The sequence below is a fragment of the Rhodococcus opacus B4 genome (assembly GCF_000010805.1).
GTDB lineage: Bacteria > Actinomycetota > Actinomycetes > Mycobacteriales > Mycobacteriaceae > Rhodococcus_F > Rhodococcus_F opacus_C.
This window is the reverse complement of record NC_012522.1, coordinates 4,348,074-4,373,669: the sequence shown is the minus strand read 5'-3', so window position 1 is coordinate 4,373,669 and position 25,596 is coordinate 4,348,074. Positions and strand designations below refer to the sequence as shown.

Here is a 25,596-nt window from a genome sequence, read left to right as displayed (position 1 = left end):
AGCACTGGGCTCGAGCCTCACAGAGCCCGGATCGGGAGACATCATCCGTAAGGGATGAACGCCACCACCCGGAATCACCCGTCGTGGATGATGCGGCTCTCCGGGCCGGTGGCGATCATCGACATCAGGGCACCCCCAGCGCAGGGAGAGAAGATGTCGAATTCAGCTGAAGATGTCGGTCCGGTCGCGTTTCTCTTTCTCACGTTTCCGGGCGAGCAGGCCGATCCCGAAGTGGTCGAGACCTTCCGGGACGCAGTCGACAAGGGCCTGGTCACCATCCTCGACCTCGTGTTCATCTCCAAGGGAACGGACGGCACGATGCGTCAGGTGGAGGTGGACGAGGACCTCGACAGCATCGGTCTCGCCGCGCTGTCGCTCGAGGCCAAGGAACTGATCAGCGACGAGGACCTCGAGGTGGTGCGCGAATCGCTGGAGCCGGGCTCGTCCGCCGTCGCGCTCGTCTACGAGCAGACGTGGGCGCGCAAGGTCGCGGCCGCCTCCCGAAAGGCCGGTGGCGAGGTCGCTCTCCACCTGCACATCCCGCGCGAGGTGGTCGAGGCGGCCATCGCCGCGGCGACCTGACTCGTCACGCACAGAAACGGAGAACGACATGGTTTTCAGGGGTCCACGCCGCATGGGACGTCCCGGGCTGCTCGGCACGGTCGCCCGGACCGCGGTGATCACCGGCACCGCGCGGGCGACGTCGAACGCGATGAACCGGCGCGCCGCCGATAAACAGGCGGAGGAACAGGAGCGGATCGACCAGGCCGCCCAGCAGCAGTACGCGGAACAGCAGGCAGCGCAACAGCAGTACGCGCAGCAGCCGCCCCCGCCGTCGGCACCCGCGGGCGGCGACGACCTGGTGTCCCGCATCCAGGAACTCGCCCGCCTGAAGGACGCGGGCGTGCTCACCGACGAGGAGTTCGCGGCGGCGAAGGCGAAGCTGCTCGGATCCTGAGCAGCCTCAGTAGAACTCGACGGTGTCGACGCGGTTGATCAGTTCCTCGCCGTCGAGGAACCGGGTGGCGTTGCGCGCGAACAGTTCCGCGATGAGGCGATCCTCCGCGGGATTCAACGCCGCGGTGTGCGGGCTGACCAGCACGTTCGGGTGAGTCCACAGCGGGCTGTCCGAAGCCAGCGGCTCGGACGCGAACACGTCGAGCGCGGCGAACCCGACCCGCCCGTCCTCGATCGCCGCGGTCATGGCGACCTCGTCGACGACGGTGCCGCGGCCCACGCTCACCACCGTCACCCCGGGTTTGACGGCGCCGAATACCTTTGCGCTGACGAGGCCTTCGGTGGCGCTGGTGCCGGGCAGCGTCACGACGATGCCGTCCGCGTCGCCGACCACGTCGGCCAGGCAGTCGGGGTGCACGATCTCGTCGACTCCCTCGACCGCGGTGTCGCGCCTGCTCGTTCCCACGACGGTGGCGCCGAGGGCCTTCAACTTCAGCGCCGTCGCCCGGCCGATGCTGCCCAGCCCGACGATGACGATGCGCTGCCCGGACACGGTTCCCATGGCCCACCGGCCGCTCCACGCCTTGTCGCGCTGCTGGGCGAGTAGCCGCGGGAGGGTCTTGGCCCCGGCCAGCAGGCCGAAGACGGCGAACTCGGCGAGCGGTTCGGCGTGCACGCCCGCGGAGGTGCTGAAGGCGATGCGGCCGAGTTGCTCGTCGGTGAGTCCGGCCGCCTTCACCTGGGCTCCGCCGCCGGCCGGCATCGTGTGCACCCAGCGGAGGCCGGGGTTGACGCGCGCCGTTCTCGTCAGCGCCGCGGGAGTCTCGTCGGGCACGCCGTACAAGGCCTGCGCCGAATCGACAAGGTCGTCGAAGGCCCTCTGCTGCTCCGCGGTCCGGGTGAACGACGGGTCGCCGGAGTGATCACCCGGGAATCGGGAGGGCGGCAGCAGATCCTGCTCGCGGATGAAGTCGATGCGCGGTTCCGCCCGGGTGACGAGACCGATGAGTTCCTCGCTCACGGGGGTCGCGGCGACTACGCGGAGTCGCCCGTCGTGTGGCTTCGAGTCGTGTGCGCTCACTGCAGATTCCTTCGGTACGGGCCAGGTCCGTCGGCAGGGGCCGAGACTGACCATATGTTCAGGACAAAAACTCTGCACTAGTCATGTGATTGAGTCAACACTTTCAATTACGTATGACAAATCACGCTGCGCGCGGTAGGGTCCTCGCCATGCCAGTGACCTGGGTCACTACACCGACCTGTTTGTGACCGCGATGAACGTGGTCCCGTCCGCAACGGAGCAGAAGATGTCCCCAGAATCGAAGAGCGCACCCGTCCGAGCCTCCGACGACCCGGACTACGCCGCGAACCTCAAACGCGCGACGCTCGCCAGTTCCATCGGCAGCGCACTCGAGTACTACGACTTCGCCCTGTACGGACTGGCATCGGCGCTGATCTTCGGTGAGCTGTTCTTCCCCGCGATGGGGGCGTCGGCCGCGCTGATGGCCAGCTTCGGCACGTACGCCGTCGGATTCCTGGCCCGCCCCATCGGCGGTCTGTTCTTCGGCGCCCTCGGCGACCGCCTCGGACGCAAGGCCGTCCTGATGATCACGATCGCGATCATGGGCGGGGCGAGCACCCTGATCGGCGTGCTGCCCACCGGAGCCCAGGTCGGCATCTGGGCGCCGATCCTGCTGGTCGCGCTGCGACTGCTGCAGGGCTTCGGCGCCGGCGCCGAGCAGGCCGGTGCCACCACACTGATGGCCGAGTACTCCCCCACCTCGCGCCGCGGGTTCTTCTCCGCACTCCCCTTCGTCGGGATCATGGTGGGCACCCTCATGGCGTCCGGGGTGTTCGCGATCCTCGGCCAGATCGATCGTGAACTGCTCCTGGCCTGGGTGTGGCGGGTGCCGTTCCTGGCGTCGATCTTCCTCATCGCGGTCGCCGTGTTCATCCGGCTCCGCATGCAGGAGAGCCCCACGTTCATCAAGCTGGAGAAGCAGGACCAGATCAGCGAGAGCCCGTTCCGGGAACTGATCGGCAACTCGATGCCCAGCGTGCTCCGCGGCATCGGCCTGCGGATGGCCGAGAACGGCGGCTCCTACATCTTCCAGACCCTCGGCATCAGCTACGTGACGACGGTGGTGGGCGTCAGCAAGTCGATCGGACCGCTCGCCATCGCGTGTGGCGCCGCCATCGGCATGCTCGTCATCCCGTTCTCGGGCGCGCTGTCGGATCGCTTCGGGCGGATGCGGGTGTACCGGTTCGGTGCGGCGCTGCAACTCGTCCTCGCCGTCCCGTCGTGGTGGCTGCTCTCGCTCGGCAACCCCTACCTCGTGGTGGCGACCCTCGCGGTCAGCTACGGCATCGGCGTCAACGTGATGCTCGGCGCGCAGTGCGCCGCCCTGCCCGAGCTGTTCGGAAACCGTCACCGCTACATCGGCGTCGCGGTCGCGCGGGAGACGAGCGCGATCCTCGCCGGCGGAATCGCCCCCTTCGTCGGCGCGCTGCTGCTGTCGCTGATGAACAACTCCTGGGTGCCGCTCGCGATCTACGTGCTGGTCCTCAGCGTCATCACGTTCGCCACGACGTTCGTGACACCCGAGACCCGCGGCCGCGACCTCGGGCTCGCGTGGGACGCGATGGCCGACCCGGCGCACGGCCCGGATGCCGTCGTCCCGTCCGACAATCGGGTCGACGCATGAGGCTGGCCCGCATCGCCACCGATTCGGGACCGCGGCCTGTCTGCCTGCGCGACGGTCGCTGGCACGAGGTGGCCGATCCGTTCGCGGACACGATGACGTTCACCGGACCGGCGCACGACGTGGACGGGGCACGACTGCTCGCGCCCGCCGAACCGCGGGTCCTGCTCGGGATGGCACACAACGGCGCGCCCGGAGACCGGAACCTCCCGTTGCAGGCGTTCATGAAGTCGGCGCGCACGGTGATCGGCCCCGACGATCCGATCTTCGCCGACGAAGGGTTGGGGAAGGTCGTCGTCGAGGGCGAACTGGCCGTCGTCATCCGGCGCACGTGCCGCAGGCTGCGCCCGGAGGACGTCCCGTCCGCGATTCTCGGCTACACGATCGGCAACGACGTCACCGCCGTCGAGCAGATCGCGCTGGACGACAAGCTCACCCAGGCGAAACACGGCGACGGCTTCACACCGCTGGGCCCGTGGATCGAGACGGACCTCGACCCCGGCGACGTGCCGATCGCCGTGGGCGTCAACGGCATCACCGTTGCGGAGGCGTCCACCCGGCAGCTGGCGTGGAACGTCACCGAGCAATTGGTCCACCTCACCCGGTATCTGACCCTCGGGCCGGGAGACGTCGTGCTCACAGGTTGCCCGTTGACGTCGGGCCCGGTCGAACCGGGCGACCGGGCCGACATCACGCTCGACGGCATCGGCACGCTGAGCAACCCGGTGAGTGCGCTGTGAACCTCTTCGATCTGTCCGGGCGCATCGCTCTGGTCACCGGATCGAGCCGGGGAATCGGCTACGCACTCGCGCGGGGCCTGGCCGGTGCGGGCGCCACGATCGTCCTCAACGGGGTCTCACAGGGACGTCTCGCGCAGGCACGTGAGCTGCTCGGCGCGGAGTTCGGCGACACCCGGGTTCACGCGTACGCGTTCGACGTCACCGATCCCGAACGGGTGACGGAAGCCGTCGAACGGATCGAGTCGGAGGTCGGGCCGATCGAGATCCTGGTGAACAACGCTGCGCTGCAACACCGCCAGCCCCTGCTCGACGTCACTCTCGACGACTGGAACAGGGTGCTCACGACCGACCTCACCAGCGCCTTCCTCGTCGGGCGTGCGGTCGCCCGGTTCCAGATCGGCCGTGGGAGCGGAAAGATCGTCAACGTCTGCTCGGTGCAGAGCGACCTGGCCCGGCCCACCATCGCGCCGTACACCGCCGCGAAGGGCGGGCTGCGGAATCTGACCCGCGCGATGACTGCGGAGTGGGCGCGTTCCGGGTTGCAGATCAACGGCCTCGCGCCCGGCTACATCCACACCGAGATGACGCAGGCTCTCGTCGACGACGCCGAGTTCGACGCCTGGCTCCGCGGCCGCGCGCCGGCGGGCCGGTGGGGCACCCCGGACGACCTCGTGGGCCCGGCGGTGTGGCTGGCGTCGGACGCCTCCCGCTACGTCAACGGTCAGGTGATCTTCGTCGACGGCGGGATGACCTCGGTCGTGTGAGGAACTATCGGGCCGGTTCGGTCTGCAGTTCCCCGAAAGATCGGCGGGTGTGCCGGACGAGTTCGCGGAGCGCAGGACCCCCGACGCTCTTCCAGACCAGCGCGAGGACGGCGGGGATGTCGACGCCGTCGAGCGCGACCGCCGTCAACCGGCCCCGGTAGTCCGTGGCCATCGACTCGCTGAGGATCGCGACTCCCAGCCCGCGGATCGCGAGGTCGGCGACGGCGTCCGGCGCGCTCGCCTGCAGGGCGATGCCGGGACGCAGACCGGCGGCCGCACACGCCTCGTCGAACACTGTCCGGATACCCGTTCCGGTCGGCATACATACGATCGAATGGTCGCCGAGTTCGGCCAGCGTGACGCGCGACCGCCCCGCCAGCGGGTGGTCCGGCGCCACGGCGGCGACCAGCCCCTCGCTGATGATCGGGTAGGCGTCCAGTCCGTCCGGCGGGGCGGTCGAGGTGGCGACGAGCGCGAGATCGATCGCACCGGCGCGGACGCGGTCGACGAGCCGGTCGGAGCTGTCCTCCGTCAGCGTGATCTCGATCCCGGGGTGCGCGACGTGGAACGCGGACAGCGCGTCGAACAGCGGCTTGATCGTGCACGCGGTGACCATCCCGACGACGAGCCTGCCGCGGATCAGCTGGTTGACATCGTCGACGGCCTGCCGCATCGAGTCGGCCGAGGCGAGTGCCGCGCGGGCGTGCCGCAGCGCCGCCTCCCCCGCCGCCGTGAGCGTCGCCGTCCGGCTCGAGCGGTCGATCAGGGTGGCGCCGAGGTCGTGCTCGAGCTGCCGGATCTGCGCGCTGATGCCCGACTGGCTGATGTGGACCCGTTCCGCGGCGCGGGTGAAGTTCGCTTCCTCGGCGACCGCGACGAAGTACTCCAGCTGCCTCAACTCCATAACCAATAATTCTAGTATTCAGCAGAACTATCTGTTGGACTTCCGGTTGCGGCGGCACCACCCTGAAAAGGGACAGCAGTTCACTCACGAAAGGATTCCCGGTGACCGACTACGAGAAGGCCCAGAACCCCGAAGACCTCACCCGACTGTTCGTCGAGCGCAGCAACTCAGGCGACGCGGCCGGAGTAGCTGCCCTGTACGAGGAGAACGCCGTCATGGCGTACCCGCCCGGCAGCCGCACGGTCGGCCGGGCCGCCATACAGAAACTATGGGAGTCGGTGCTCGCGAACGCGCCGCACTTCGAACCGGAGACACCGCTCCCCACCCTGATCAGCGACGACATCGCGCTCACGTCCACCCCGCCGAAGGACGGATCGGGCGCGCGGGCGCAGGTGGTCCGCAGGCAGCCGGACGGAACCTGGCTCCGACTCCTCGACCAGCCGGAGTTCGCCCCGCCCACCAGCTGAGACCCGGTCTGCGCCGACCCCTACACGGCATGAACTTCGTTGTCCACCATTGCATCTGCATTCGGATGAGTGGGATCATAGGGGTCATGCGCAGACCGCGTTGGCCGGCAGTAGCACCACCCACCACCGGAGGACACCGGGTGCACGGCCCCCTGCTCCTCACCGCCGAAGACCACCTCACGCTCGAGCTGTTCGAGATCGTGGCATTCCCGGACGGCCTCCAACTCCGGATGGCGCTGACCGCGACGGGCAGGCCCGCCGAGCTGGCGCAGTACGAGACCCGCCCACTGTCCGACCCCGACGATCCGTCGACGCGGTGGTCCTATCTGTCGGTGCGGGCGCGCGTCGACGACATCGAAGGCGAAGCCGACCCCTACCATCCGGCGGCGGCGTCGAAGCCGTGCGGGAGCGGGCCGCCCGAGTACCGGACCGAGCCGCACTACTGGCTCGACGCGATCCCCGTGTCGGGTTTCATCTCGGTCACCGCCGGCTGGCCGCGGATCGGCCTCGGTTCGACCACCACCACCATCGGGCTCGAATCGAGCACGCGAACGTCGTGATCGTCCCGGCCTGCGTCAGGAGCAGCAGTGGGGGTCGAGGACGACCCGCAGGGCGTCGAGGGCATCGGGCCGCGCGCCGTAGAAGACATTCATCCCGCGCCGGACCGACTGCACCATTCCCGCCTTCTTGAGCTGACCGAGATGGTGGCTGACCGTCGATTCGGACAGGCCGACGCCGGTCGCGAGATCGCAGGTGCACACCTCGCCCCCGCTCGCGGTCAGCAGGATCGACATCAGCTTGAGCCGGACGGGGTCGGCCAGGGCCTTGAGACGAAGCGCGAGATGCAGGGCCGCATCGTCGGTCATCGGGGCGGCCGAGACGGGCGCGCAGCAGATCGGTGCGGACACGTCTACGACCGGCAACGTCTTGGGCATGAACCCATCCTCCCACCTTCTTGACATATGTCAAAAAGGTGGGATTCTGAGAGGGCAAGTAATTCGACATATGTCACACAGGTGGAGGTTCTCATGTCCCGCGCACAACTCGCCCTCAACGTCGACGACCTGGAGGAGGCCGTCATGTTCTACTCGAAACTGTTCGATACCCGACCCGCGAAACTGAAGCCGGGATACGCGAACTTCGCCATCGCACAGCCACCCCTCAAACTGGTGCTGCTGGAGAACCCCGGCAACGGCGGCACCATCAACCACCTCGGCGTCGAGGTGGAATCGAGCGCCGAGGTGCAGTCCGAGATCGCCCGGCTGACCGGGGAAGGCCTCTTCACCGACGAGGAGATCGGCACCACCTGTTGCTTCGCCACCCAGGACAAGGCGTGGGTCACCGGCCCCGCGGGCGAGAAATGGGAGGTCTACACCGTCCTCGCCGACTCCGAGACGTTCGGGTCGAGCCCCCGGCACCCCGACCCCGAAGCCGAAGAGAGCACCTGCTGCGGCACCGCCGCAGACGGCGAGAAGGCCTCCGCCGGCACGTCGTGCTGCTAGGTCGCACGACAAAGAGAAACCCCGTCACCTGTATGGATGACGGGGTCTCTTGGTGCGCCCGAAGGGATTCGAACCCCTAACCTCTTGGTCTGATACACGCGGCACGTCTACAGGCGACGTTGTCGACTTCCGGCCTCGCCCGGTTAGTAGCCCCGTTCCGGATCGGATCGCGGCATGATCGCGATCACCTACGCGGACCGCGATGCGGCGATTGAAGCATGGCGAACGCTCACCGACGATCAGCAGCAGTTTGCAGTCGGGGTGCTTTCACACGCAAATCCCGAGGCGCTTCTGGCGGCGATCGCGTTCACCCGGGACCACCCCGACGCGCCTCGCGCCAGTGCCTAGCCCGAAGACAATCGTTAGGTTCGCGCAACACGTTACGCACTGTGACGAGACACGCTGACCTGCACCGATACAGGTTCGGGGTGACTCGCTGGTAACTGAATAGAGGGGGGAACATCGCGCCATGACCAAATCCGTACCAGTCGGTTGGGTTCCATACCTGGACGACTTCGCTACCGCACTCCGCGCTGGCGGCGCACCCGAGACGACCATCGGCACACGGCTCAACCACCTCCGCCGAGTGGCCCGCACGTTCGGCGCGCCGTCACCGCTCGAGGTCGACGGCGACCAGCTCACCCTGTGGGCGGGTCGGCAGGATTGGTCGATCGAGACGCGGCGGGGATACCGCGGATCACTGCTCGCGTTCTACCGCTGGATGGTCGGTTCGGGACGTGCGACCGAGAATCCAGCGGCTGCACTGCCCCGCGTCGCACCGGCCAAGCCGAAGCCACGCCCGGCACCGGACTCCGTTTACGCAACCGCGCTCATGAAGGCGACACCCCGCGAACGCGTCATGCTCCGCCTCGCGTCGGAGTGCGGCCTACGCCGCGCCGAGGTCGCCCTGGTCCACAGCCGGGACCTCTCCGAAGACCTGTGCGGATGGTCGCTCGTCGTCCATGGCAAGGGTAGGAAGGACCGCGTACTGCCACTACCTGACGAGATCGCGGCCGAACTGCGTCGTCTCCCGCGCGGGTGGGCATTCCCCGGCAACGACTGCGGCCACCTGTCGCCGCGTTGGGTGGGCAAGCTGATGACGGAACTACTGCCGGACGACTGGACGATGCACAAACTGCGGCACCGGTTCGCCACCCGCGCCTACCGGAACACCCGGAACATCCGCGCCGTCCAGCAGCTACTCGGCCACGAGAGCGTCGCTACGACACAGGTCTACACCGCGGTCGACGACGACGAACTGCGGGCAGCGATGAACGCAGCTGCCTGATCACGTAACGAACTGTCCGGTTCGTGCGACGATGCAGGCATGAGAATCACGCACGCCCTGGTCAGTGCCGCCGTTTTGTGCGCGGCCTTGGTCGGCTGCTCCAACGCCGACGACACCACCACACCGTCGACGCCGACCGCCGAACCGTCGCCTGCATTCCCTGGTGCGCCGGTAGACAACCCCGCCGAACAGGTGGCCGACGTACCGACAGAATTCGACGTGCACTGCGACGACCTGCTGATGATGCTCGACAACATGCGCAAACTCGATCCAAACGTCAACGCCAACGAGGTGCTCGACTACTACCTGACCGAATCCCAGTCGTCGCCCGCATGGGATACCACCCCGGCGCTCGAACAGAAGATGGTCATCGCAGCCTTCGAGCAGGCGAAGACAGGCAGCTGCTGAACGCACAAAAAATGGACCCCCCACCCGGTGAAGGTGAGGGGTCCATTCGTTTGATCAGTTCGGTGTCACCGTCAGGTAGGTGACACCCGCTGCCGTATCCAGCACACGACCCGAGGACGTACTCGCAGTCGAATACCCTTCGACGGTCAACACATCCGACGCCGTCAGCGTCACGTTGTTCACCGTCACATCCAACGTGGTGTGCGTGCCGCTCGAGATCGTTTCGCCGAGCACCGTCGACCCGTTCTTCACGATCCTGATCCGCCGCTCCGACGCCGAATTCAGGTTCCATGTGATGCGCGCAAACAGGTTGCACACCCCACCACCCGGCATGACCAGACCATCCGAGGTGATCGTCGATTCGTACCCCGACTTCGCCTGCATCGGCGTGATCTTCGTGTACGTGTTCTGTGCCAACGTCAGCGCTGCTGTGGTGCGCTGCATGCCCTGCGGGTTCATGCTGCCCGACACCACCGGGGCGTTCATCGCCGCCGACCCGGACATCTTCACGGCCGCGATGTTCACGTTCCGCTGCGCGAAGATCACCGGCACCGGCATCAGCGCGTTCACCATCTGCTTCACCGCCGCCACGTTCACACCCGCAGTCACCGCGGGGGCCGGCATCGACACCGACGCCAGCATCGACACCGCCGGCACCATGCCCGTCGACGACACCGTCACAATCGGTGTGCCCATCGCAGCCGACACCGACATCGACACAGCAGCCACGAAGAACCCCGTCGCCACCACCGGCACCGGCATCGCAGCGGCGACCGTCATCGGTGGTGCGGACACCACACCGTCGAAGTTCTCCGACGCCGTCGCGGTCAGCATCACCACCGAGATCTCAGCCGGCAGCACGTCGACTTCGGTGTCGGTGATCAGCCCGGGCGTCGGTAGCGCGACCGTCGTCTGCATGCGCGGGGCCTGCACCACCGCGCTACCGACCACCCCCGACGGGGCCGGCATCGCAGCACCGATCGTCGACAGCACCGGCACCGTGTCGGGTACCGCGTCGGCGCGGACCACCGGGGCGGGGAACGCGACCGTCGCACGCAACCTTGCCAGCTGCACCAGCGCCGGCCGTGTCCCATCCCACACCACGACCCCGTCCAGGATGACCCGCAGCACCTGCTGACCACCGAGCACCATTCTCAGGGGTGCCTGCCCCCTATTGAACAGGGGCATCAGGTCACGCTGCCGTCAGTGTCAGCAGACCCGCTGAATCGATGGTGATCTGGAAGGTGCCGGCCGTCGACGACACATCGGCACCGAAGTCGATGTACCCGATCAGGGGGCGGGTCGCATCCGTTGCGGGGGTGTTGTCGTACACGATCGCGTACCGGGCGGTGATCGTTGCTGTCGACCACGACGGGTCGGCGCAGTCCAGGGTGATGGTGTTCGTGCCGCTGGTGTACGTCACCGTCTTCGATGCCAGCGCCACACCACCCGCGGTGTACCCGGTGCCGGACACTTCGTTCGTCACCTGGTTCTTGTACTGGTGGGTGTCCTGGTCGGGGGTGTGCCCGGCAGTGACGAGCATGATACGAATGTCGTCGCTGTCGAAGTCAATTTCCTTGTTCAGCAACGACTTCAGGAACAGCCCGTATGCCTTCGCGGTAACAGCCATGATGGTTCCCTTTCAGGTTTTGGGTACGAAAAACCCCCGACCGCGGATCGGCCGGGGGTTGGTTGGAACTCGGGGGGTTAGGGGTTGGGCATGACCACGTAGAACGTTTCGGGATCCTGCTCGAGTTCAGCGATCTCCGCTTCGGTGACCCGGGCGATGCGGCTGACGCCGCCCGCGTTGCGGACGAACCCGGCGACCATCGTGGGCACCGTCATTCCGGCGTCGATCAGCGGCCACAGGTTCACTTCCCCGTCGACATCGGGGATCGTGATCTGGTGCATCTGGTCGCGCCATGCCACCACCGCGGGGCCGGGTTGCAGGTTCGACGTTTCCAGTTCGCCCGCGATCAGGGGGAAACCACGGCGAACGTTGGTCACGATGTCGCGTTCGGTGGTGCCCTGCCGAATCGTCTTGCACCAGAAGTCAACTGTCTCGGTTTCGTCGACATCCGCGATGTCGCCGAAGTGCGCAACGAGGATAGGCATCATGCACCGCCTTCTTGATATCCGCACGCCGCCAACGCTTCCGTGTGCGGAACATACGGTGAGTGGTAAATACCCTGCATAGTGGGTTCTTCGACTAGACCATCAGAGTTGCACCCAACGATGAATGTCTGATCCACTTCTGGGAACGCGCACACCGCGAGGTAGCCGAACCCGTAGAGCGGCTCATCGAGTTGGTAGATGTTCGTATGGGGGGGCATCCCGCCCACATCTTGGATCAACAGTGTTGCTTGCATTCTCATCCCCTCACTGTCACGAAGACAGCGCCCGGGGCACCCGCGCCGGGCGCATGGCGGGACAGGTTGCCGCCAATGCTGGTCTTCCAAATGCCACCACCGCCACCGCCGCCCCCGGGCCATCCGCCCGGTCCCCCTCGTAGATCTGTGCTGTCAGTGAGGCTGCTGAAATAGCCACCACCGCCGCCGCCGCCGCCGCCAGCAATTGCAACTCGATTCGTTGGTGCATTCCCACCCTGGCCTCCGACGCCAGATGGGCTGTACACACCCGGAGCGGATAGCGCGTTGCCAGTACCCGAAGTCCCGGACACCGACGAACCATCAACATAGTTCGCCCCGCGACCGCCATCACCCGCGCTGCCGTTGGTCTCCATGATTCCTTCAGGGGTCAAAATGCCACCGCCCGAATACGATCCAGACAACAGGTTGCCGAACTTGGAGGTCTGACCGGCAGCGGTGCCAACGTCGATTGACACGGTTGCAGGCAACTGCTCAGACTTCCATTCCTGGTAGACGTACTTCGCGCCTACGCCGCCTAGCATCGCATTCCCGGACATACCTGCATTCAGGATGGCAACGCCGATCATTTTTCCAGGGCCGGGATTCGTCCACGTGCTGTCAATCATGTACGTGTAGCGAGTGCCGCCAGAAAGCAACTGCTCGATGCGGTTCTCCAGTGCGATCTGATTAGTGCGCTGCTCAGTTGTGTACGTGGAAGCACCACCGATTGTGAAGAACCGGCCCCCAGTCAATGCGCCGATCAGGATCCCCAGAAACCCGCCCGCGATCCCACCCCACAGACCGCCTGACGCTGCTCCCCAGCCACTGTTATAGAGGTCAGCCCGTTTCTGATTGACGACATTCTCTTCTGTTTGCTGGGCGAGACTCGGCACAGAACCATCGTTGCCGGTGATGGACCCTGGCCCCGGGGTTGCACCCCCGGGGCCGTTGGGAATCGTCATGTCACTCCCCTTCCCAATCTGGAACGGGTATACCGTGATCGATCAACGTTCGTTCCAGCTGCCGGATACGACCCTTGTTCTGCCGTTCCCGCTGCTCCGATTGCGTCACAAGGTTGTTCACCTTCGATTCCAGTTCAGCTACCTGTGCGCGCAACCCCGCGATCTGCTCACGCCAATACCCGGCCGCGGACTCGTACGCTTCCTGCTCCGCCTTCGCGCGGATCGGTTCGACCGCCGACTGCACGGCAGCCTGCTGCGACGATCGACTGGTGGTACGCGCGACCAGGATCGTCACAATGCCTGTGACGATGATGCCGGCCAGCGTCCACAGGGGACCGTTTGCGTTCATTCATCACCGTCCAGGGGGTGAGGCATCACCCGAAACATCGGAGTCACTTCGACCGCGTTCGGCCACGACGACACCAGCACCACGATCGATGCCAGCGCGAAATACGTGACCGACGACAGCCACCCTGTCTGCGAATACTCGAGGACCCACGAAATCAGGAACAGGCAACCCCACAGCATCGGCACCACGGCGATCGCCATGAACCCGAAGCGGTCGGTGCGCGGCGGTACCCGTTTCCACGCCGACAGGATCGCGACACCTGCTGCGATCAGCCACGGCCAGGCGAGCACACCCATCGACCATTCCGGTAGCCACCCGAACGTTTGCCGCCTGCCCGCGGTGATGACCACCAGGTACCCGTAGCCGACGAACAGATAGATGAACGCGAACAGCAACAAGAACTTTCCGCGGTGCCCGTTGACGCGGCGGGTGATCGGGCCGGTGATGCGCTCCGCGTGCAGTCTGCGGAACACGAAGCGCACCAACCGGTCAGGCATCAGCTTCGTGTGCGCCGCGGTCGCTGTTCTCCCACGTCTCGATGACGGGGGTAGCGCGCTTGAGGAACACGCCGATCGGGGTCAGGAATGCAGCCGCAACGGCAGCCCACACCCCCACCTGCGCGAGCGGTCCGTCAGCGAACTCGACAGCTGCGAGACCCAGGATGATGACCAGGGAACCGATCACCGATACCAGGAACTTCGCGATCTGCGATGCACTGTAATTCAGGGGGTTCAGGGACAGCTTCGTCGTACTCATGATGTGGTGCACCCTTCTTCAGTGGATGTCCGGCACGATGGTGTCCGGACCGTCGACAGGCTTCAGCGCAGTCGTGCCGTCGGGGGACCACACGATCAGTCCCCGCTCGAACTGCTGCTGCTTCGACCCGTCGCTGTTGGTGACTTCGACGCCGGTCGGCCAGCCGAAGGTTCCGTTCTCGAACCCGCTGCGGTTCCACCGCTCACGGATCGCACCCCACACCGCGAACCCGGGCTGCCCGTACCGTCGGTACAGGGCACCGCCTTCGAACCCCTGCACGTCACCCCACGGCGCACCGCTCGAGTCGACCAGCACGGTGTGGTCACCGATCGGGAAGCCAAGCGCACCCGTCTCCCACCCGTACTGCGAGTACGCATCCATCAGCGCGGACGGCACAGCGATCGCACGTTGCGCGTTCTGCTTCCAGTACACCGACCCGTGCTCGAACGTGGCGATGCGCCCGGTGTCCCCGGGCAGCGGCTGCTCCCCCGCGGTGACGCGGGCACCCAACCAGGCACCGGCCCGGACCGCTTCGGCGTCGATGAGGTTCGGGGCCGGGGGTGCCGGCTGCACCACAGCCTGACCGTGCGCGTGCTTCAGCACCGCGGCGGCGAACACATCCCACGGGAAGTTCGGGCCGCAGTCGGTGTGGGTGCCGATGCCCAACCCTTCGGTGATGCCCTGGTGGTCGGTGCCACCGGATTTCCCGCGGCCGATCTCGTCCCACCCGATGACCCGAGCCTCGAGGTTGTACTTGCGGGCATCCTGCACGAACAGGAACGCGGCGTAGTCGATCGCGTCACCGAACTGCCGCAGCCACACATCGCGGGACTGTGATGCGCGGGACCCGGCGAAGCACAGGTTGATGCAGTACGGGTTGGCGTCGAGGACGGACCACGATGCGTAGTCGGTGTCGATCACGTCGATGCACGTGCTGTTGTCCGCAACATAGTGGTAGCTCACTTCCGCCGATCGGAAGTAGTTCGCCAACGACTGCGCGGTGCCTGGTCCTTCCTGCGTGTGCAGCACGAACAGCCGCACCCGCGAACCCCACCTGCTCGAGTAGTTCGCGTACTCGCCGGTCTGGTCAATCTCGTTGACAGTCACTCTCATTCCTTCTTTCCATCTGCATCCAACACGGTCAGCGCGTCGGCAAGTTTCTTCATCTGGTCCTGCAACTGCTTCTTCAGGTCTTCGGCAGCGGCAGCGCGTTCTTCGTCGGACAGCCCTTCGAGGCGGCCGACGACATCGGGCATCATTTCGGCGACCTGCTTCCGCATGGCAGCCAGCTGCTCCGCCTGGATCGCTTCGTTCTTCGCCTTCAGTTCGACGGCCTTCGCGGTGTCCACCCATGTGCCCGTCGGACCGAACGGGCTGTGCCCCATCGCCGGCGGCACGTACTCGATTTCCTGAAGGTCGGGGTTGTGCCGGTACCCGGCTTTGTACTGCCGGGCCGACCACTTCCGCAGAATCTCCGGCTTCGTCAGCAACGGCACACTGTGACCGTGCGTCAACTCGAGCGCCACATACGACCACAGGAAATGTTCTTCCGGGTTGTTCATGTCGCACTCATGCTGAAGCAGCAAACCTGTTGGCATTTCAGTTCTCCTGGTGAACGATTCGGATTCAGTACCAGCGCACACCAGGCGCACCGTCAGGTGTCGCCATGATGCCGCCGTAGTTCGGGTGCCGGGTGAAGTAGCCGGCGACACTGTCGACGGTTCCGGCGACGTTGCGGCGCATGTCGCACACACCGTCCCCGCGCAAGCAGTCCTGCTCCACCGGGACCGGGAACGGGGGCCGGCCCCCGAGCATGCTGATGCCGGGGACGATCGTCGGCCACACCGTTTCCACACCCCCGGGCTGCCGGGGATCCGCATACAGGCGGGCACGGAACCGGTCACGCACCCACGTGACCTGCACCGCATCACCCATCACCGACGCACCGAGCGAATACCCGGTGCCCACGATCTCCGCCCGCGGGCACTCGAGGCGGGCACGCTCGATCGCGTGCACCGCGGCGGGGACCCCTTCAGCGCGGGACTGGTCGTACGACACCGGGCCGAGCGGCCACACACTCGCCGGGTACGGGACGACCCGCACGTCGGCACCGCCCGCCCGGTACCGGTCCAATGCAGGGGACATCGCGTGCGCACCAGGGTCACCGTTGCCGCCGACAGCGACCACGATCTGATGGGCACACGACGCCGCCTGCGCCGCCGCCGGTGCGACCACCACACCGACGACGACCATTGCGCACGACAGAACAACAGCAGCGAGACGACGCATCGACCCGCCCCCTTATCTGTTAGACGATGGAAACACCGAGGTTCTGCAATGTGGCAAGCGCCTTCGACAGCAGCCGGGAACTGCGTTCCGCCCACGTCATCATCGCTTTGTTCTGACCGACCTTGACCTCCCACGAATGCGGGGCGTCCGAGGTCCAGTCGAAGGCGAGTGTCATTTCTTCCACCTGGTCGACGAAGATCGGGTCGGTGGAAATGGAATCGGTCATGCCCTGCACCGTGGAACCGACACGGTCCGCGGGCAGGATGTGGATACCGGGAATGTAAGGGCCGCCGTCGTACAGTTCGATCGCATGCCCGGTGGTGGATTTCGTTGCAGCCAAACCTGTTCGCAACGCCGCGATCGCGGACAGCGTCCAGGCGTTGTTCGCGCCCTGCTGGAACATCTCCATCAGGTGCACCCACCCGAGGTTCTGCACCCGCGCGGACGACTTGTACTTGTTCCAGGCGAGGATGGTTCCGCGCAGCATCGGCATGATCACCGTCGCCGCGATGTCACCACCGGACGAGAATCCTGCGAGGAAGAAGTACGACAGCAGGTTACCGACGGTCTGAATCGCGAGTTCGACGGCAGTGTCAACGAATTCGTTGCCACCACCTACCACGACTTGGACAGGGCCTGCGGGTGCCCACGACAGTTCGGATGATTCGATCCCCGAATAGTCGCTGTCGGTGAGCACGATCCAGGGGTGCGACGGTGCCTGCCGACCATCCCAGTTGGGCACGAAGTACGACGACGGGAATGCCTGGTTGTCGCTGACGAACGTGTCCACCTGCTCGATGAATCCGCCGATGAACTGTGTCACCGTGCGACGGAACCCGTCGAACGCGTTGCCGCCAGTGCCTGTGCCCTCATCAGCGAAGTACCCTGAACGGTCCAGCACTTCGAACACCAGCACACCATTGCGCGGGTTCGTCACCCCCGCAATGCCGGTGACGGTTTCGCCCTCGCTGGTGAACACCCGCCGATATGACAGGTACAGCTGCCCGTCGTCCAGCGCGTCTTCGATCACCTTGTCGATCGGATCCATGCGCGAGGCAAGCAGCGTCCACAGTGAGCTGTCTTCCATGAACGTGGGCGACTTGATCAGCACCTGCCAGTCGTTCATGTCGAACGGGCCGTCCCAACCGCCCCCGTCGAAGGGGTCGTCGGGTAGGCCCAGGCTCCACAGTGAAGCCTGGATGCGCAGCAGATTCAGCCAAATTATCAAACTGATTGCCCAGCATGAGGGACCGATGATTGCGAAAACCCTTGGGAACTGGAAGATGTCGATCGGCAGCACCGGGTTCGGCGCACCCAACAGGTACTGCAAGAACTGGATGTCATCGACAAACGTGACCTCGAGGAACCGCACGCCGTCGCGTTTGCGTAGCGTCCAGTTCTTCAGCAGTCCCGTCCAGCGCATCTTCTTCCCGACCGCATCCACCCGAAGCACACAGTTCTTCTTCAGGGTGTTGTCGTTCGGCATGCGCATCAGCCACCGCGCGATGTGGTGGTCTGCGCGCAGCAGCACCGTCGCTGTGGCTGCGCGGTTCTTCTTCCAGGAAGCCTTCAGTGATGTGCAGTCGCTGATGTTTCCGCGTTCGATCAACCCGTCGTTGGGGTTCTGGCTGTTCGTCCACAGCGACACGTCGGGTGGTTGCCTGCGCAGGAACTGGTGTTCCTGCCTGATCACATCACCCTGCCGGTACGCTTCTTCGAACGCATCCATGTTGATGGTCGGCGCGGTGGGTGTCGCCACGCCGATAATGTCCTGCATGACGGTCATCGCTTCCCCATTCCGAACGGGCGGGTGAATGCGGGGGTGAACCGCACCTGCACACCGCAGCCAGGCTGTGCGCCGGTTACCGACACCGGCAGGTACTTCGGGTTCAGCGCGGTGCCAGTGTGTTTCGGCACCGGGTAGATGAACCGCTTACCCGCTGCGCGCGGCCAGAACGCCGTCTTGTTCGACGACACCAACTGTTCCTGCGATTGCCGGGTGCGGACCGTCACCGTGCCGTCGGCCTGCACTATCTGCGGCAGGGTGACCGTCCGTGCTGCACCTGCATCGTTCTGCCAACTGAAGTCAGGCAGGGTCCAGATGCCTTTGTTGCCCGTCGGCGGCCCGATGATGACGTATTCCAGCCACATCTCCACGTCGCCTTCGTTCCAGAACGGCAGCATCGCGGAACCCGATGTGCCCGACTGCAACGTGTACGACGAAGCCAGCGTTCGCCCCATGTAGTGCGGGTTCTCGCACGCACCGGGAACCAGCAGGGACGCATCACCGAATAGGTGCGGGTCCTTCCCTTCCCACGGCATCGTTTCGTATGCCTTCGGTTCAGACAGCAGACGGACCCCGAGATAACGGGATCCGTCTGCTGTCTTGTGTTCCATCACCGTTTCGGATTCGTAGTCGAACGACTGCCGAAACTCGCTGTCGATTTCCCGCCAGTGACCGGGACTGTTGCCGTGAATGATGAACGTGTAGATCGGATCGCGCCGCAACCACTTCTTCCCCTGGTACGCCGACGACTGCGCCGACGGGATCCAGAAGGTTTTGACGGGTGCGTCGATCGTGTTCTTCATCTTCGGTGACAGTTCGACACCTTCTTCACCTGCGCGTGGACCAGACACGTGCCACTTCCGGCCGTTGACGCCGTGCGCGATGATCTCCTGCATGTCGAACGTGCCGTCAACCAGCATCAGTGCCACCCCATTTCTGCCTGGTTCTCGCGCGCCTGCTGAAGATCGCGAAGGCGCATGAACTCTTCGCTGGTGCCGACGTTGACAACGCCGTAGTTGGTCGAGTGATCCCGTGTCACAGGGGCACTCGTCGCCATGGCGTTCTCGCGCAGGTTCCGCATCGCACCCGAGACACCCGACGTGACGAACCCGGCATCGTTGTTGATCGCCTCGAGCAGCGGACCGTTCGCGTTGGCAGACTCCGCGTTGACCACGAATTCGTCATGCGACAGCGCCGCGAAGATGCTGTCGCTGATCGACGAACCCTTACCCTTGACCTTGCCGCCCATCCAGTACCCCGCCGTGGTGGGGAAGATGTTCTGCGGTCCGCCGTAGCGGTCGTCCGTGTAGTTCAGCGCGGCAGCGATGTTCGGTTCCGGGTCGGTTTGCGTGCCCGGGTACCGCACATCCATGTTCGCGTCGAACGTTGTCTTGATGACCTGAAGCAGACCGATCGGCAGGCCGGCCGCCTGACCTTCGGGGGTGTTGTTCACTGCTTCGGGGTCACCGCCCGACTCGATCTTGATCTGCGACACGACGATGTTCGCGTCACCGACGTTGCGGCCCGTGTTCTGCAAGATGCTCTGCACGGTCCCCAACCACTGTTCGGCACCGCCGGCGGGGTCGTAGACGTGCGAGCCGGGGGCTGGCGGGTTGGCGCTACCACCGGGTGGCTTCACGCCGTCCTGTGAAGGTGGCATCGGTGCCAGCTGCAACGGTTCGATGGTGATGCCGGGGTCGCTGTACGACTGGTAGTTGTACCCCGACGGACCGGGCGCGGTGCCCGTACCCTGCCCCTGCCCCTGCTTCGCGCGTTCTTCGTTCAGCCGCTGCTGCTCCGTCAACCCCATGTTCAGTGCGCGGTTGTACGTGTTCGACTCCGACAGGATGCTGTCCTCGAGTCCGAGCGCCCCAAGGAACCAGTCGGCAGCCAACCGGCCGGCCTTCTCGCCGGCACCCTGCAACGAAGTGGTGACGAAGTCCTTGTCTTTCTCTTCCTTCGTCTTCGGCTCCGTCGAGTACTGACCTGCCTGATCCCACGACTGCCCGTAGTTCTGGCCGAGCATCCCCGACCCGTACGTGTCACCGGGGTTGCCGCCGCTGTACGGGTTGAACGTGCCGTTCCCTGCGCCGCCGTACGACGGGTCACCGCCGAAGTCGGCACCGGGGATGTTCCCAAAGCGCGAACCACCGAACGACCCTGCACCGCTGTCGTCCATCGGGGGACTGAAGCGCGAACCCGGCAGGTGGTACTGCAACGGGAACGATCCGTCGTCGGCACCCAAAGCGGGACCGCCCCAACGAACACCGTTGGACCCCGACGATTCACCGTTCGTACCGTCCAGGGTGAACGCCATGTGCCCATCAGCACCGGGCAGCGGGTTGACGCCGACGCTGAAGTACCCGCCCAAACCGGGTTCGAACCCCATAGCGGCAGCCGAACTGGTCGTCGCGAACTTCGTCGTGTCGAACGCGCGGCTGTCTGGGTCGCCGCCGGTGAGGATCTGGTACACGCCCGACGCGTACATCGAGCAGTCCAACCCGCCGAGCACGTAGCCGATGCCGTCCTTCGACGCCGCCCACGATGCCGCTTCACCGACGACACCACCGGCGGCCAGACCCTGCACGCGCCCCTTATTGATCGCGTTCAGCAGGGGCAAGTTCGCCGCCGTCGCATCAGCGTTGACGACGAACTCACGATCGGACAGCAGCACCAGGTTCGCATCGTCGCGGGGGCCGCCTTCGCCACGGAACAGTCCGCCGTCGGCCTTCGCCTGCAACTGCTTGCCGCGACCAGCACCCAACCCGACACCCTTCGTGCCGTCGGTTTCGGGGGCTGCTGCACCCGCGGTGATGTTCGGATCGTTCGCCCAGTTGATCATCGACTGACCGAAACGCTGCGTGTTCTGCTTCGCGTTGCTGAACGGGATCGACGGCATTCCGTCACCGATTCCCTTGATGATCTGGCCCAACGCACCGATCGAACCCTTGATGACGAGGATGATCCCATCCCAAACGCGACCGACGTTCTGACCCATCGACACGAACCAATCGCCGATGAGCATGATCGGGTTGTACATCGATCCCATCGCGTCGAGCAGTGGTGGGATCACGTTCGTCGCCGCCCATGTGAACGCATCGAGAACGGTCACGATATGCGGAAGGATCAAGGTGAAAGCGTCGGTTAGCGGTGGAATCACTTCCAGCGCAAGCCGTGTCAGTTCCGGTAACAGAGGCGACAGTTCCACCAGCAGATTCGAGAACGACTGAAGAATCTCCGGCAGGTACGGCATCAGCTGATCCAAAGCCTGAACCAGCGCCTCGCCTACAACACCCGCGCATTCAGCGAACAGGGGTGCCAGTTGCTCGAAATGCTTTGCCAGGATTGGGATTACCGGGGTCAGTTCTTCAGCGAACTTCTGCACTACCGGGGCGAGTGCGATCATCAGGGCACTGAAGTTCTGAGCCATTCCGACTAGGATCGTGCCGGCCAAGTTCGCCAGCACCGGCACAACAGGTGCGAGTGCGGTAAACATGTCAGCGAAAGCCTGTGATATGACCGGTAATACAGGTTCCAGTGCGACGAAGATGTCGACGATCATCTGACCGACGGTGCCTGCGATCTGGTTGAACGACGGGGTCAGTAACTCGAGGCTGCGACCCCACGATGCGAACAGGTCCCCGAGGATCGGGCCGACGGTCACACCGAGTGTCGTCATCATGACGATCAGTTCGTTCAGCCAGGGGCCGACGCCCTTCAGCATTTCCGCGAAGCCTTCGATCGCCTGCGTCATCACACCGCTGTTGTTCAGTTCGGTGAACGCCGCACCGAACTGACCCATCAGTGCGCCCATGCCTTCGCCGAGCGCACTCATCGCGGGTGCGGCTGCCGCACCCATGTCGATGAACCCGGTGATCATCTGCTGGAAACCGGGGGTGGCAGCTGCGAAGTACTGCGGGATCGAATCGAGCAGCGACACCAGTCCCTGCAATGCCGGCCCCTGCAACACCTGCGCGATCGAATCGACGATGTCACCGACTGATGTCGCGATCGCCGTCATGCCGGGGGTGATCGCAGGCAGCACGGTGTTCGCCATGTTCGTGACCGTTTCGGCCATGCCGTCGAACAGCCCTTCCTGCACGGACTGCTGGAAGGTGTTGAACGCGCCGCCTTCGGCGTTCAGGGCACGCATCGCGAGCACGAACGCCTGCGCCGATGGGGACAGCTTCGCCATGGCTTCGGCGGCCTTGTCGACGGCGGCAGGCGTCTTCTCCTGCTCGATGTTCAGGCCGGCCTGCGCGTCACGCAGTTCCTGCTGCGCCTGCGTCAGCTTCTCCTGCGACTGCGTCAGCCGTTCGTTCGCCTGCTGAACCTGCGCGGAACCTTCGATGCCGACACGGTTCGCTTCTTCAGCTTTCGCGCGTGTGTCCTGGTTCCGTTCCTGCACCTCGAGCAGCCGTTGTTCGGACTCCGCGACCCGCTGCACCGCTTCGGCACGATCCAGCCCTGATGCTTCGCTGTCGTGCTCTGTTTCGTTCAGATCCTGACGGGCGCGTGCCAGCGCGATAACCGCACCGCGTTCGTCGATCGTGTTGCCCCGGAGGGTCAGCGACAGATCTTCGAGCTTTTCCCGCTCGTCTTCGCGCGCGCGGATCACATCTTCACGCGCGTCTGTCTCGTCCTTGATCGCGTCGCGGACGCCCTTCTGCGCGCTACCCAGCTTGCGGTACGCCTGTTCCTGCTTCTGCGCACTGTCGTCGACTTCGTCGCCGGCAGCCGACGATGCGGCACCGACCGCGCTGAACGCGTCGGACACGCCCATCATGCCGACACCCAACGATGCGACTACCGGGACGCCGACAGCACCGAGCGCACCCAAGCCTGCGGTGAGGGATCCGACGGCACCGATCGCCACAGGCAGCAGCGCCACCAGCGCGGTGACAGCGGCGGTGACCATGCCCAACGACCCGGCCGCCGACGATGCGCCACCACCAAGCGACGACATGCCCGACCCTGCGCCGCCGACACCGTCGCCCAACTGGTTCATCTGCTGAAGCAGTCGCCGCACAGCCGCGCCGTTCAGGTCCACATCGACACCGACGGTTCGGTCGCGGGTCAGGTACGCCAGTTCAAGTTCGGCGAGGTTGCTGTCGATGTCGATGCCGACGGGCACTGTGAAGTCACGGGCGATCGCGATTGCGTTGATGCGCGCCTGAAACTCCGACATGTCGGGGTTGACGCGCACGTCGACACCCATGTCGACACCAGCGAGTTGTGCGCGAAGGTTCGTGGCGAACGTCTGCACGTTCGCGGGGAACAGGTCGACACCGAGGTTGGCGTCGATGTCACGAAGCCTGGTATCCAGTTCAGTTGCGAACCCGGTCAGGTCGGGGCCGACCTTCACCGACGCACCGCCAGCATTGAAATCGACCACCGACCCGCCTCCAATCTACTTACGGTGCATAGGCACCAGGTATCAACTGCGACACTCGATTACGCAGCCGTTTGCGCTTACGTTCGCGCCTGATCAACACGTGCTTCGGGACGGGGCGGGGTGCGGTCGGGGCCGCGTTGGGGTCGTTCCCCGCCGACGCGTAGACCACCTTCACCAGCAGATCGATCATGTCGGTCAGCCGCTGCGCCGTCGGATCGAACCACCTGAACGGGATCGGATCGTCGGGGTTGGCAGGCGGTGACTCTGGTTGATTCGCCAGGTATTCCGCGATCTCGTCGTCTTCCATCAGCGCCGACTTGTACGCCGAACCAGGCGGGAACTGGTCCTTCAGTTCGAACAGTTCCCGCCAGTCGCGTTCGTCGCGGAACCACTGGTTCAGGTCATACCCGTGCAGGTAGTACGCCAAGTCCCACCGGAGTTCAGAGCCGTAATCCCACAGAAGGTTTACGACTCCTGCGACCCCCCCGGTGCCTCACTTGCACCGCGGCCGAAGAAGTGGTCGATGACCTTGATGCCGAGCGCACCGAGCATGGCCGGCGCATCGTCGCCGTACTCGTTTAGACGCTCGAGGATCCGGCCGAAGGACAGGGGGTCACCGACCGCGGCTTCGAGCACACCGAACCCGTCGTTCTTCTGCTGTGCGACCGAGATCAGTCGACGCTTGAACAGGTCGGGGGATGTGATGACGATCGGCGGGTCGAACCCTTCGGCTTCCCCGAGGATGAAGTCGGCGCGGCGCTTCTCGCCCTTGCCCTTCGCCCGGTCGTACAGTTCGTCGAACAGTCCGTGCTTCTTCTCGTCACTGGTCTTCGATGCGGGTGTCTTCTTCTCAGCCATGCTGATTCAGCCTTCTTTCCCTGGGTTTCCCTGGTGATGGATACAAAAAATGCTGGCCTGCACCACCACCAGGAAAGTGATGCAGGCCAGCTGTTTTCGGGGTGTGATCAGGAAATGGTCACACCAGGCGACGTGCCGCCCGTGAGGGAAGCAGTCGCGGTCACCGTGGTGACGGGCACGAAGAAGTCGAAGTCGAAGCCGTCGGTCGCGTTGCCGGTGACGTTGACGCCGTTCTCTCCGACCGTGGTCAGACCCTCGAGCGCGGACTTGATCTGGAACCGTGTTGCGTTCCAGGGCAGCGCCGACGTGACCTTCGAATCGACGGTGATCGTGAACGTGCCGCCGGTCGGACCACCCGTGATCGCGAGGTGCTTCACGACGGTGCCGACAGTCTCACCGAAACCGTTGTGCTGGTTCAGCGCCTGGTTGCCCTTGCCGGCCATGCCGAACGCCACGTACCCGCCGAACTCGTTGTCCTCGTACGCAGACAGGCTGATCGGCGTGGACAGCGCACCGTCCATCTGAAGGCTGATCTTGCCCGACTTCACGACCGACATCTTCGGGAAGATCCAGAACGGGATGACTTCGTTGTCCTCGGGGCCGTCGATGCCGAACAGCATGATCGACCAGAACTGAACCGTGGTGGTCGCACGCTTGATCGCGCGCCACTCGCCGGTGGTCTCGTTCGCCTGAATTTCGGACAGGTCCATTCCCCAGAACATGCCGAAGTTGATCTTGCGTACTTCCTGCGCGGTGAAGTCGAGCATCACCGATTCGGCCGTCTTGACGGTACGGCGGGGAACCAGCGAACCGTACCCTTCGATGTCGGCAGTCTTGCTGTCCGGGCTGATCTCGGCACCAGACTTCTTCTCGATCTCGCCGACCGACTGCCACCCGACGGGAAGCGCGTTCAGGGCACCGTCGGCACCCGTGGTCAGGCTGTCGGGGATCTCCGCCGTACCCCACGGGCAGGCGACGATCGCGAGATCTCCGGGGATGACGACAAGGTCATCATTCTTGTCCTTCAGTGACAGAATGGAACTCATGTTCACTGTCCTTTCGTGAGTGCGCCCGATTGGGCATTACCGCAGCTTCGGGCG

At 65.0% G+C, this 25,596-nt stretch carries 30 protein-coding genes; 11 read left to right on the top strand and 19 right to left on the bottom strand.

Features of this window, described 5'->3' with window-relative positions:
• Positions 1 to 153: 153 nt before the first annotated feature.
• Both ROP_RS20150 and ROP_RS20145 read left to right on the top strand, forming a co-directional pair.
• Positions 154 to 582 (top strand): DUF6325 family protein, encoded by a 429-nt coding sequence (locus ROP_RS20150; RefSeq protein WP_012691258.1) that lies wholly within the window; start codon positions 154 to 156, stop codon positions 580 to 582.
• Positions 583 to 610: 28 nt separating this feature from the next.
• On the top strand, positions 611 to 958 hold the full coding sequence (locus ROP_RS20145; RefSeq protein ID WP_012691257.1) for an SHOCT domain-containing protein: 348 nt from the start codon (positions 611 to 613) through the stop codon (positions 956 to 958).
• 6 nt (positions 959 to 964) lie between these two features.
• On the opposite strand, the gene ROP_RS20140 is transcribed toward ROP_RS20145, so the two are convergent.
• Positions 965 to 2,038: a D-2-hydroxyacid dehydrogenase gene (locus ROP_RS20140; RefSeq protein ID WP_043825038.1), complete on the bottom strand. Its 1,074-nt coding sequence runs from the start codon at positions 2,036 to 2,038 to the stop codon at positions 965 to 967.
• A gap of 226 nt (positions 2,039 to 2,264) precedes the next feature.
• Between ROP_RS20140 and ROP_RS20135 the strand changes: the two genes are divergently transcribed.
• From ROP_RS20135 to ROP_RS20125, 3 genes are read left to right on the top strand one after another with little or no spacing between them, the layout of a single operon-like run.
• On the top strand, positions 2,265 to 3,662 hold the full coding sequence (locus ROP_RS20135; protein ID WP_012691255.1) for an MFS transporter: 1,398 nt from the start codon (positions 2,265 to 2,267) through the stop codon (positions 3,660 to 3,662).
• Entirely contained in the window at positions 3,659 to 4,399 is a 741-nt protein-coding gene (locus ROP_RS20130; RefSeq protein WP_012691254.1) for a fumarylacetoacetate hydrolase family protein, read from the top strand. Before ROP_RS20135 ends, ROP_RS20130 begins: the two co-directional genes overlap by 4 nt.
• Positions 4,396 to 5,163 (top strand): SDR family oxidoreductase, encoded by a 768-nt coding sequence (locus tag ROP_RS20125; protein WP_012691253.1) that lies wholly within the window; start codon positions 4,396 to 4,398, stop codon positions 5,161 to 5,163. Before ROP_RS20130 ends, ROP_RS20125 begins: the two co-directional genes overlap by 4 nt.
• 4 nt (positions 5,164 to 5,167) lie before the next feature.
• Here ROP_RS20125 and ROP_RS20120 read toward each other — a convergent pair whose 3' ends face one another.
• On the bottom strand, positions 5,168 to 6,067 hold the full coding sequence (locus ROP_RS20120; protein WP_012691252.1) for a LysR family transcriptional regulator: 900 nt from the start codon (positions 6,065 to 6,067) through the stop codon (positions 5,168 to 5,170).
• Positions 6,068 to 6,168: 101 nt separating this feature from the next.
• Between ROP_RS20120 and ROP_RS20115 the strand changes: the two genes are divergently transcribed.
• Together ROP_RS20115 and ROP_RS20110 are read left to right on the top strand one after the other, a co-directional pair.
• Complete coding sequence (locus tag ROP_RS20115; protein WP_012691251.1) at positions 6,169 to 6,534, top strand: YybH family protein; 366 nt, start codon at positions 6,169 to 6,171, stop codon at positions 6,532 to 6,534.
• An 86-nt stretch (positions 6,535 to 6,620) separates the two neighbouring features.
• Positions 6,621 to 7,094, top strand: coding sequence for a hypothetical protein (locus ROP_RS20110; protein ID WP_050785111.1), 474 nt, complete (start codon positions 6,621 to 6,623; stop codon positions 7,092 to 7,094).
• Between the two features lie 15 nt (positions 7,095 to 7,109).
• Here the strand turns inward: ROP_RS20110 and ROP_RS20105 are convergent, their stop codons facing one another.
• Positions 7,110 to 7,469 carry an Rv2640c family ArsR-like transcriptional regulator gene (locus ROP_RS20105; RefSeq protein ID WP_012691249.1) on the bottom strand — a complete coding sequence of 120 codons (360 nt, stop codon included), beginning with the start codon at positions 7,467 to 7,469 and terminating at the stop codon, positions 7,110 to 7,112.
• A gap of 93 nt (positions 7,470 to 7,562) precedes the next feature.
• Here ROP_RS20105 and ROP_RS20100 point away from each other — a divergent pair, with 93 nt between their 5' ends.
• From ROP_RS20100 to ROP_RS20085, 4 genes are all read left to right on the top strand, one after another.
• A complete protein-coding gene (locus ROP_RS20100) occupies positions 7,563 to 8,036 on the top strand; it encodes an ArsI/CadI family heavy metal resistance metalloenzyme (protein ID WP_012691248.1) in 474 nt (157 codons plus the stop codon).
• Positions 8,037 to 8,210: 174 nt separating this feature from the next.
• Positions 8,211 to 8,384, top strand: coding sequence for a hypothetical protein (locus ROP_RS43230; RefSeq protein WP_012691247.1), 174 nt, complete (start codon positions 8,211 to 8,213; stop codon positions 8,382 to 8,384).
• A 121-nt stretch (positions 8,385 to 8,505) separates the two neighbouring features.
• On the top strand, positions 8,506 to 9,324 hold the full coding sequence (locus tag ROP_RS20090; protein WP_012691246.1) for a tyrosine-type recombinase/integrase: 819 nt from the start codon (positions 8,506 to 8,508) through the stop codon (positions 9,322 to 9,324).
• A gap of 39 nt (positions 9,325 to 9,363) precedes the next feature.
• Complete coding sequence (locus tag ROP_RS20085) at positions 9,364 to 9,732, top strand: hypothetical protein (RefSeq protein ID WP_012691245.1); 369 nt, start codon at positions 9,364 to 9,366, stop codon at positions 9,730 to 9,732.
• 54 nt (positions 9,733 to 9,786) lie between these two features.
• On the opposite strand, the gene ROP_RS41380 is transcribed toward ROP_RS20085, so the two are convergent.
• The 16 genes from ROP_RS41380 to ROP_RS20005 all read right to left on the bottom strand — a co-directional run bounded on the left by ROP_RS41380 (position 9,787) and on the right by ROP_RS20005 (position 25,542).
• Complete coding sequence (locus tag ROP_RS41380; protein WP_012691244.1) at positions 9,787 to 10,920, bottom strand: hypothetical protein; 1,134 nt, start codon at positions 10,918 to 10,920, stop codon at positions 9,787 to 9,789.
• A gap of 4 nt (positions 10,921 to 10,924) precedes the next feature.
• Entirely contained in the window at positions 10,925 to 11,362 is a 438-nt protein-coding gene (locus tag ROP_RS20070; protein ID WP_012691243.1) for a hypothetical protein, read from the bottom strand.
• 77 nt (positions 11,363 to 11,439) lie between these two features.
• The gene (locus ROP_RS40540; RefSeq protein ID WP_012691242.1) at positions 11,440 to 11,847 is read right to left on the bottom strand and encodes a hypothetical protein; all 408 of its coding nucleotides are present in this window, start codon (positions 11,845 to 11,847) and stop codon (positions 11,440 to 11,442) included.
• A 256-nt stretch (positions 11,848 to 12,103) separates the two neighbouring features.
• Complete coding sequence (locus tag ROP_RS44850; RefSeq protein WP_012691241.1) at positions 12,104 to 13,063, bottom strand: hypothetical protein; 960 nt, start codon at positions 13,061 to 13,063, stop codon at positions 12,104 to 12,106.
• Between the two features lies 1 nt (position 13,064).
• Positions 13,065 to 13,412: a hypothetical protein gene (locus tag ROP_RS20060; RefSeq protein WP_012691240.1), complete on the bottom strand. Its 348-nt coding sequence runs from the start codon at positions 13,410 to 13,412 to the stop codon at positions 13,065 to 13,067.
• Positions 13,409 to 13,909, bottom strand: a complete 501-nt coding sequence (locus ROP_RS20055; protein WP_012691239.1) for a hypothetical protein — start codon at positions 13,907 to 13,909, stop codon at positions 13,409 to 13,411. The genes ROP_RS20060 and ROP_RS20055 overlap by 4 nt, the downstream gene beginning before the upstream one ends.
• Positions 13,902 to 14,168, bottom strand: a complete 267-nt coding sequence (locus tag ROP_RS20050; protein ID WP_012691238.1) for a hypothetical protein — start codon at positions 14,166 to 14,168, stop codon at positions 13,902 to 13,904. Before ROP_RS20050 ends, ROP_RS20055 begins: the two co-directional genes overlap by 8 nt.
• Before the next feature lie 18 nt (positions 14,169 to 14,186).
• On the bottom strand, positions 14,187 to 15,281 hold the full coding sequence (locus ROP_RS20045; RefSeq protein WP_043825031.1) for an N-acetylmuramoyl-L-alanine amidase: 1,095 nt from the start codon (positions 15,279 to 15,281) through the stop codon (positions 14,187 to 14,189).
• Entirely contained in the window at positions 15,278 to 15,820 is a 543-nt protein-coding gene (locus tag ROP_RS44250) for a phage gene 29 protein family protein (protein ID WP_148222500.1), read from the bottom strand. Before ROP_RS44250 ends, ROP_RS20045 begins: the two co-directional genes overlap by 4 nt.
• Positions 15,795 to 16,457 carry a cutinase family protein gene (locus ROP_RS20035; RefSeq protein ID WP_012691235.1) on the bottom strand — a complete coding sequence of 221 codons (663 nt, stop codon included), beginning with the start codon at positions 16,455 to 16,457 and terminating at the stop codon, positions 15,795 to 15,797. Before ROP_RS20035 ends, ROP_RS44250 begins: the two co-directional genes overlap by 26 nt.
• A 19-nt stretch (positions 16,458 to 16,476) precedes the next feature.
• The gene (locus ROP_RS20030; RefSeq protein ID WP_012691234.1) at positions 16,477 to 18,243 is read right to left on the bottom strand and encodes a hypothetical protein; all 1,767 of its coding nucleotides are present in this window, start codon (positions 18,241 to 18,243) and stop codon (positions 16,477 to 16,479) included.
• Positions 18,240 to 19,163: a hypothetical protein gene (locus ROP_RS40530; protein WP_012691233.1), complete on the bottom strand. Its 924-nt coding sequence runs from the start codon at positions 19,161 to 19,163 to the stop codon at positions 18,240 to 18,242. Before ROP_RS40530 ends, ROP_RS20030 begins: the two co-directional genes overlap by 4 nt.
• Complete coding sequence (locus ROP_RS20020) at positions 19,163 to 23,638, bottom strand: transglycosylase SLT domain-containing protein (protein ID WP_012691232.1); 4,476 nt, start codon at positions 23,636 to 23,638, stop codon at positions 19,163 to 19,165. Before ROP_RS20020 ends, ROP_RS40530 begins: the two co-directional genes overlap by 1 nt.
• 19 nt (positions 23,639 to 23,657) lie before the next feature.
• On the bottom strand, positions 23,658 to 24,065 hold the full coding sequence (locus ROP_RS20015) for a hypothetical protein (protein ID WP_012691231.1): 408 nt from the start codon (positions 24,063 to 24,065) through the stop codon (positions 23,658 to 23,660).
• 38 nt (positions 24,066 to 24,103) lie between these two features.
• Positions 24,104 to 24,496, bottom strand: a complete 393-nt coding sequence (locus ROP_RS20010; protein ID WP_012691230.1) for a hypothetical protein — start codon at positions 24,494 to 24,496, stop codon at positions 24,104 to 24,106.
• A 107-nt stretch (positions 24,497 to 24,603) separates the two neighbouring features.
• Entirely contained in the window at positions 24,604 to 25,542 is a 939-nt protein-coding gene (locus tag ROP_RS20005) for a hypothetical protein (protein WP_043825029.1), read from the bottom strand.
• Between the last annotated feature and the right edge of the window lie 54 nt (positions 25,543 to 25,596).

What these genes read in the sequence shown, in the direction of transcription:
- ROP_RS20135 (WP_012691255.1), top strand. Translation starts at nt 2,265, where the DNA reads ATGTCCCCAGAATCGAAGAGCGCACCCGTCCGAGCCTCCGACGACCCG.
- ROP_RS20010 (WP_012691230.1), bottom strand. Translation starts at nt 24,496, where the DNA reads ATGGCTGAGAAGAAGACACCCGCATCGAAGACCAGTGACGAGAAGAAG.
- ROP_RS41380 (WP_012691244.1), bottom strand. Translation starts at nt 10,920, where the DNA reads ATGCCCCTGTTCAATAGGGGGCAGGCACCCCTGAGAATGGTGCTCGGT.
- ROP_RS20130 (WP_012691254.1), top strand. Translation starts at nt 3,659, where the DNA reads ATGAGGCTGGCCCGCATCGCCACCGATTCGGGACCGCGGCCTGTCTGC.
- ROP_RS40530 (WP_012691233.1), bottom strand. Translation starts at nt 19,163, where the DNA reads ATGCTGGTTGACGGCACGTTCGACATGCAGGAGATCATCGCGCACGGC.
- ROP_RS20090 (WP_012691246.1), top strand. Translation starts at nt 8,506, where the DNA reads ATGACCAAATCCGTACCAGTCGGTTGGGTTCCATACCTGGACGACTTC.
- ROP_RS20120 (WP_012691252.1), bottom strand. Translation starts at nt 6,067, where the DNA reads ATGGAGTTGAGGCAGCTGGAGTACTTCGTCGCGGTCGCCGAGGAAGCG.
- ROP_RS20055 (WP_012691239.1), bottom strand. Translation starts at nt 13,909, where the DNA reads ATGCCTGACCGGTTGGTGCGCTTCGTGTTCCGCAGACTGCACGCGGAG.
- ROP_RS20085 (WP_012691245.1), top strand. Translation starts at nt 9,364, where the DNA reads ATGAGAATCACGCACGCCCTGGTCAGTGCCGCCGTTTTGTGCGCGGCC.
- ROP_RS20105 (WP_012691249.1), bottom strand. Translation starts at nt 7,469, where the DNA reads ATGCCCAAGACGTTGCCGGTCGTAGACGTGTCCGCACCGATCTGCTGC.
- ROP_RS20005 (WP_043825029.1), bottom strand. Translation starts at nt 25,542, where the DNA reads ATGAGTTCCATTCTGTCACTGAAGGACAAGAATGATGACCTTGTCGTC.
- ROP_RS43230 (WP_012691247.1), top strand. Translation starts at nt 8,211, where the DNA reads ATGATCGCGATCACCTACGCGGACCGCGATGCGGCGATTGAAGCATGG.
- ROP_RS44850 (WP_012691241.1), bottom strand. Translation starts at nt 13,063, where the DNA reads ATGACGATTCCCAACGGCCCCGGGGGTGCAACCCCGGGGCCAGGGTCC.
- ROP_RS20150 (WP_012691258.1), top strand. Translation starts at nt 154, where the DNA reads ATGTCGAATTCAGCTGAAGATGTCGGTCCGGTCGCGTTTCTCTTTCTC.
- ROP_RS20035 (WP_012691235.1), bottom strand. Translation starts at nt 16,457, where the DNA reads ATGCGTCGTCTCGCTGCTGTTGTTCTGTCGTGCGCAATGGTCGTCGTC.
- ROP_RS20110 (WP_050785111.1), top strand. Translation starts at nt 6,621, where the DNA reads ATGCGCAGACCGCGTTGGCCGGCAGTAGCACCACCCACCACCGGAGGA.
- ROP_RS20070 (WP_012691243.1), bottom strand. Translation starts at nt 11,362, where the DNA reads ATGGCTGTTACCGCGAAGGCATACGGGCTGTTCCTGAAGTCGTTGCTG.
- ROP_RS20045 (WP_043825031.1), bottom strand. Translation starts at nt 15,281, where the DNA reads ATGAGAGTGACTGTCAACGAGATTGACCAGACCGGCGAGTACGCGAAC.
- ROP_RS40540 (WP_012691242.1), bottom strand. Translation starts at nt 11,847, where the DNA reads ATGCCTATCCTCGTTGCGCACTTCGGCGACATCGCGGATGTCGACGAA.
- ROP_RS20030 (WP_012691234.1), bottom strand. Translation starts at nt 18,243, where the DNA reads ATGACCGTCATGCAGGACATTATCGGCGTGGCGACACCCACCGCGCCG.
- ROP_RS20050 (WP_012691238.1), bottom strand. Translation starts at nt 14,168, where the DNA reads ATGAGTACGACGAAGCTGTCCCTGAACCCCCTGAATTACAGTGCATCG.
- ROP_RS20100 (WP_012691248.1), top strand. Translation starts at nt 7,563, where the DNA reads ATGTCCCGCGCACAACTCGCCCTCAACGTCGACGACCTGGAGGAGGCC.
- ROP_RS20060 (WP_012691240.1), bottom strand. Translation starts at nt 13,412, where the DNA reads ATGAACGCAAACGGTCCCCTGTGGACGCTGGCCGGCATCATCGTCACA.
- ROP_RS20145 (WP_012691257.1), top strand. Translation starts at nt 611, where the DNA reads ATGGTTTTCAGGGGTCCACGCCGCATGGGACGTCCCGGGCTGCTCGGC.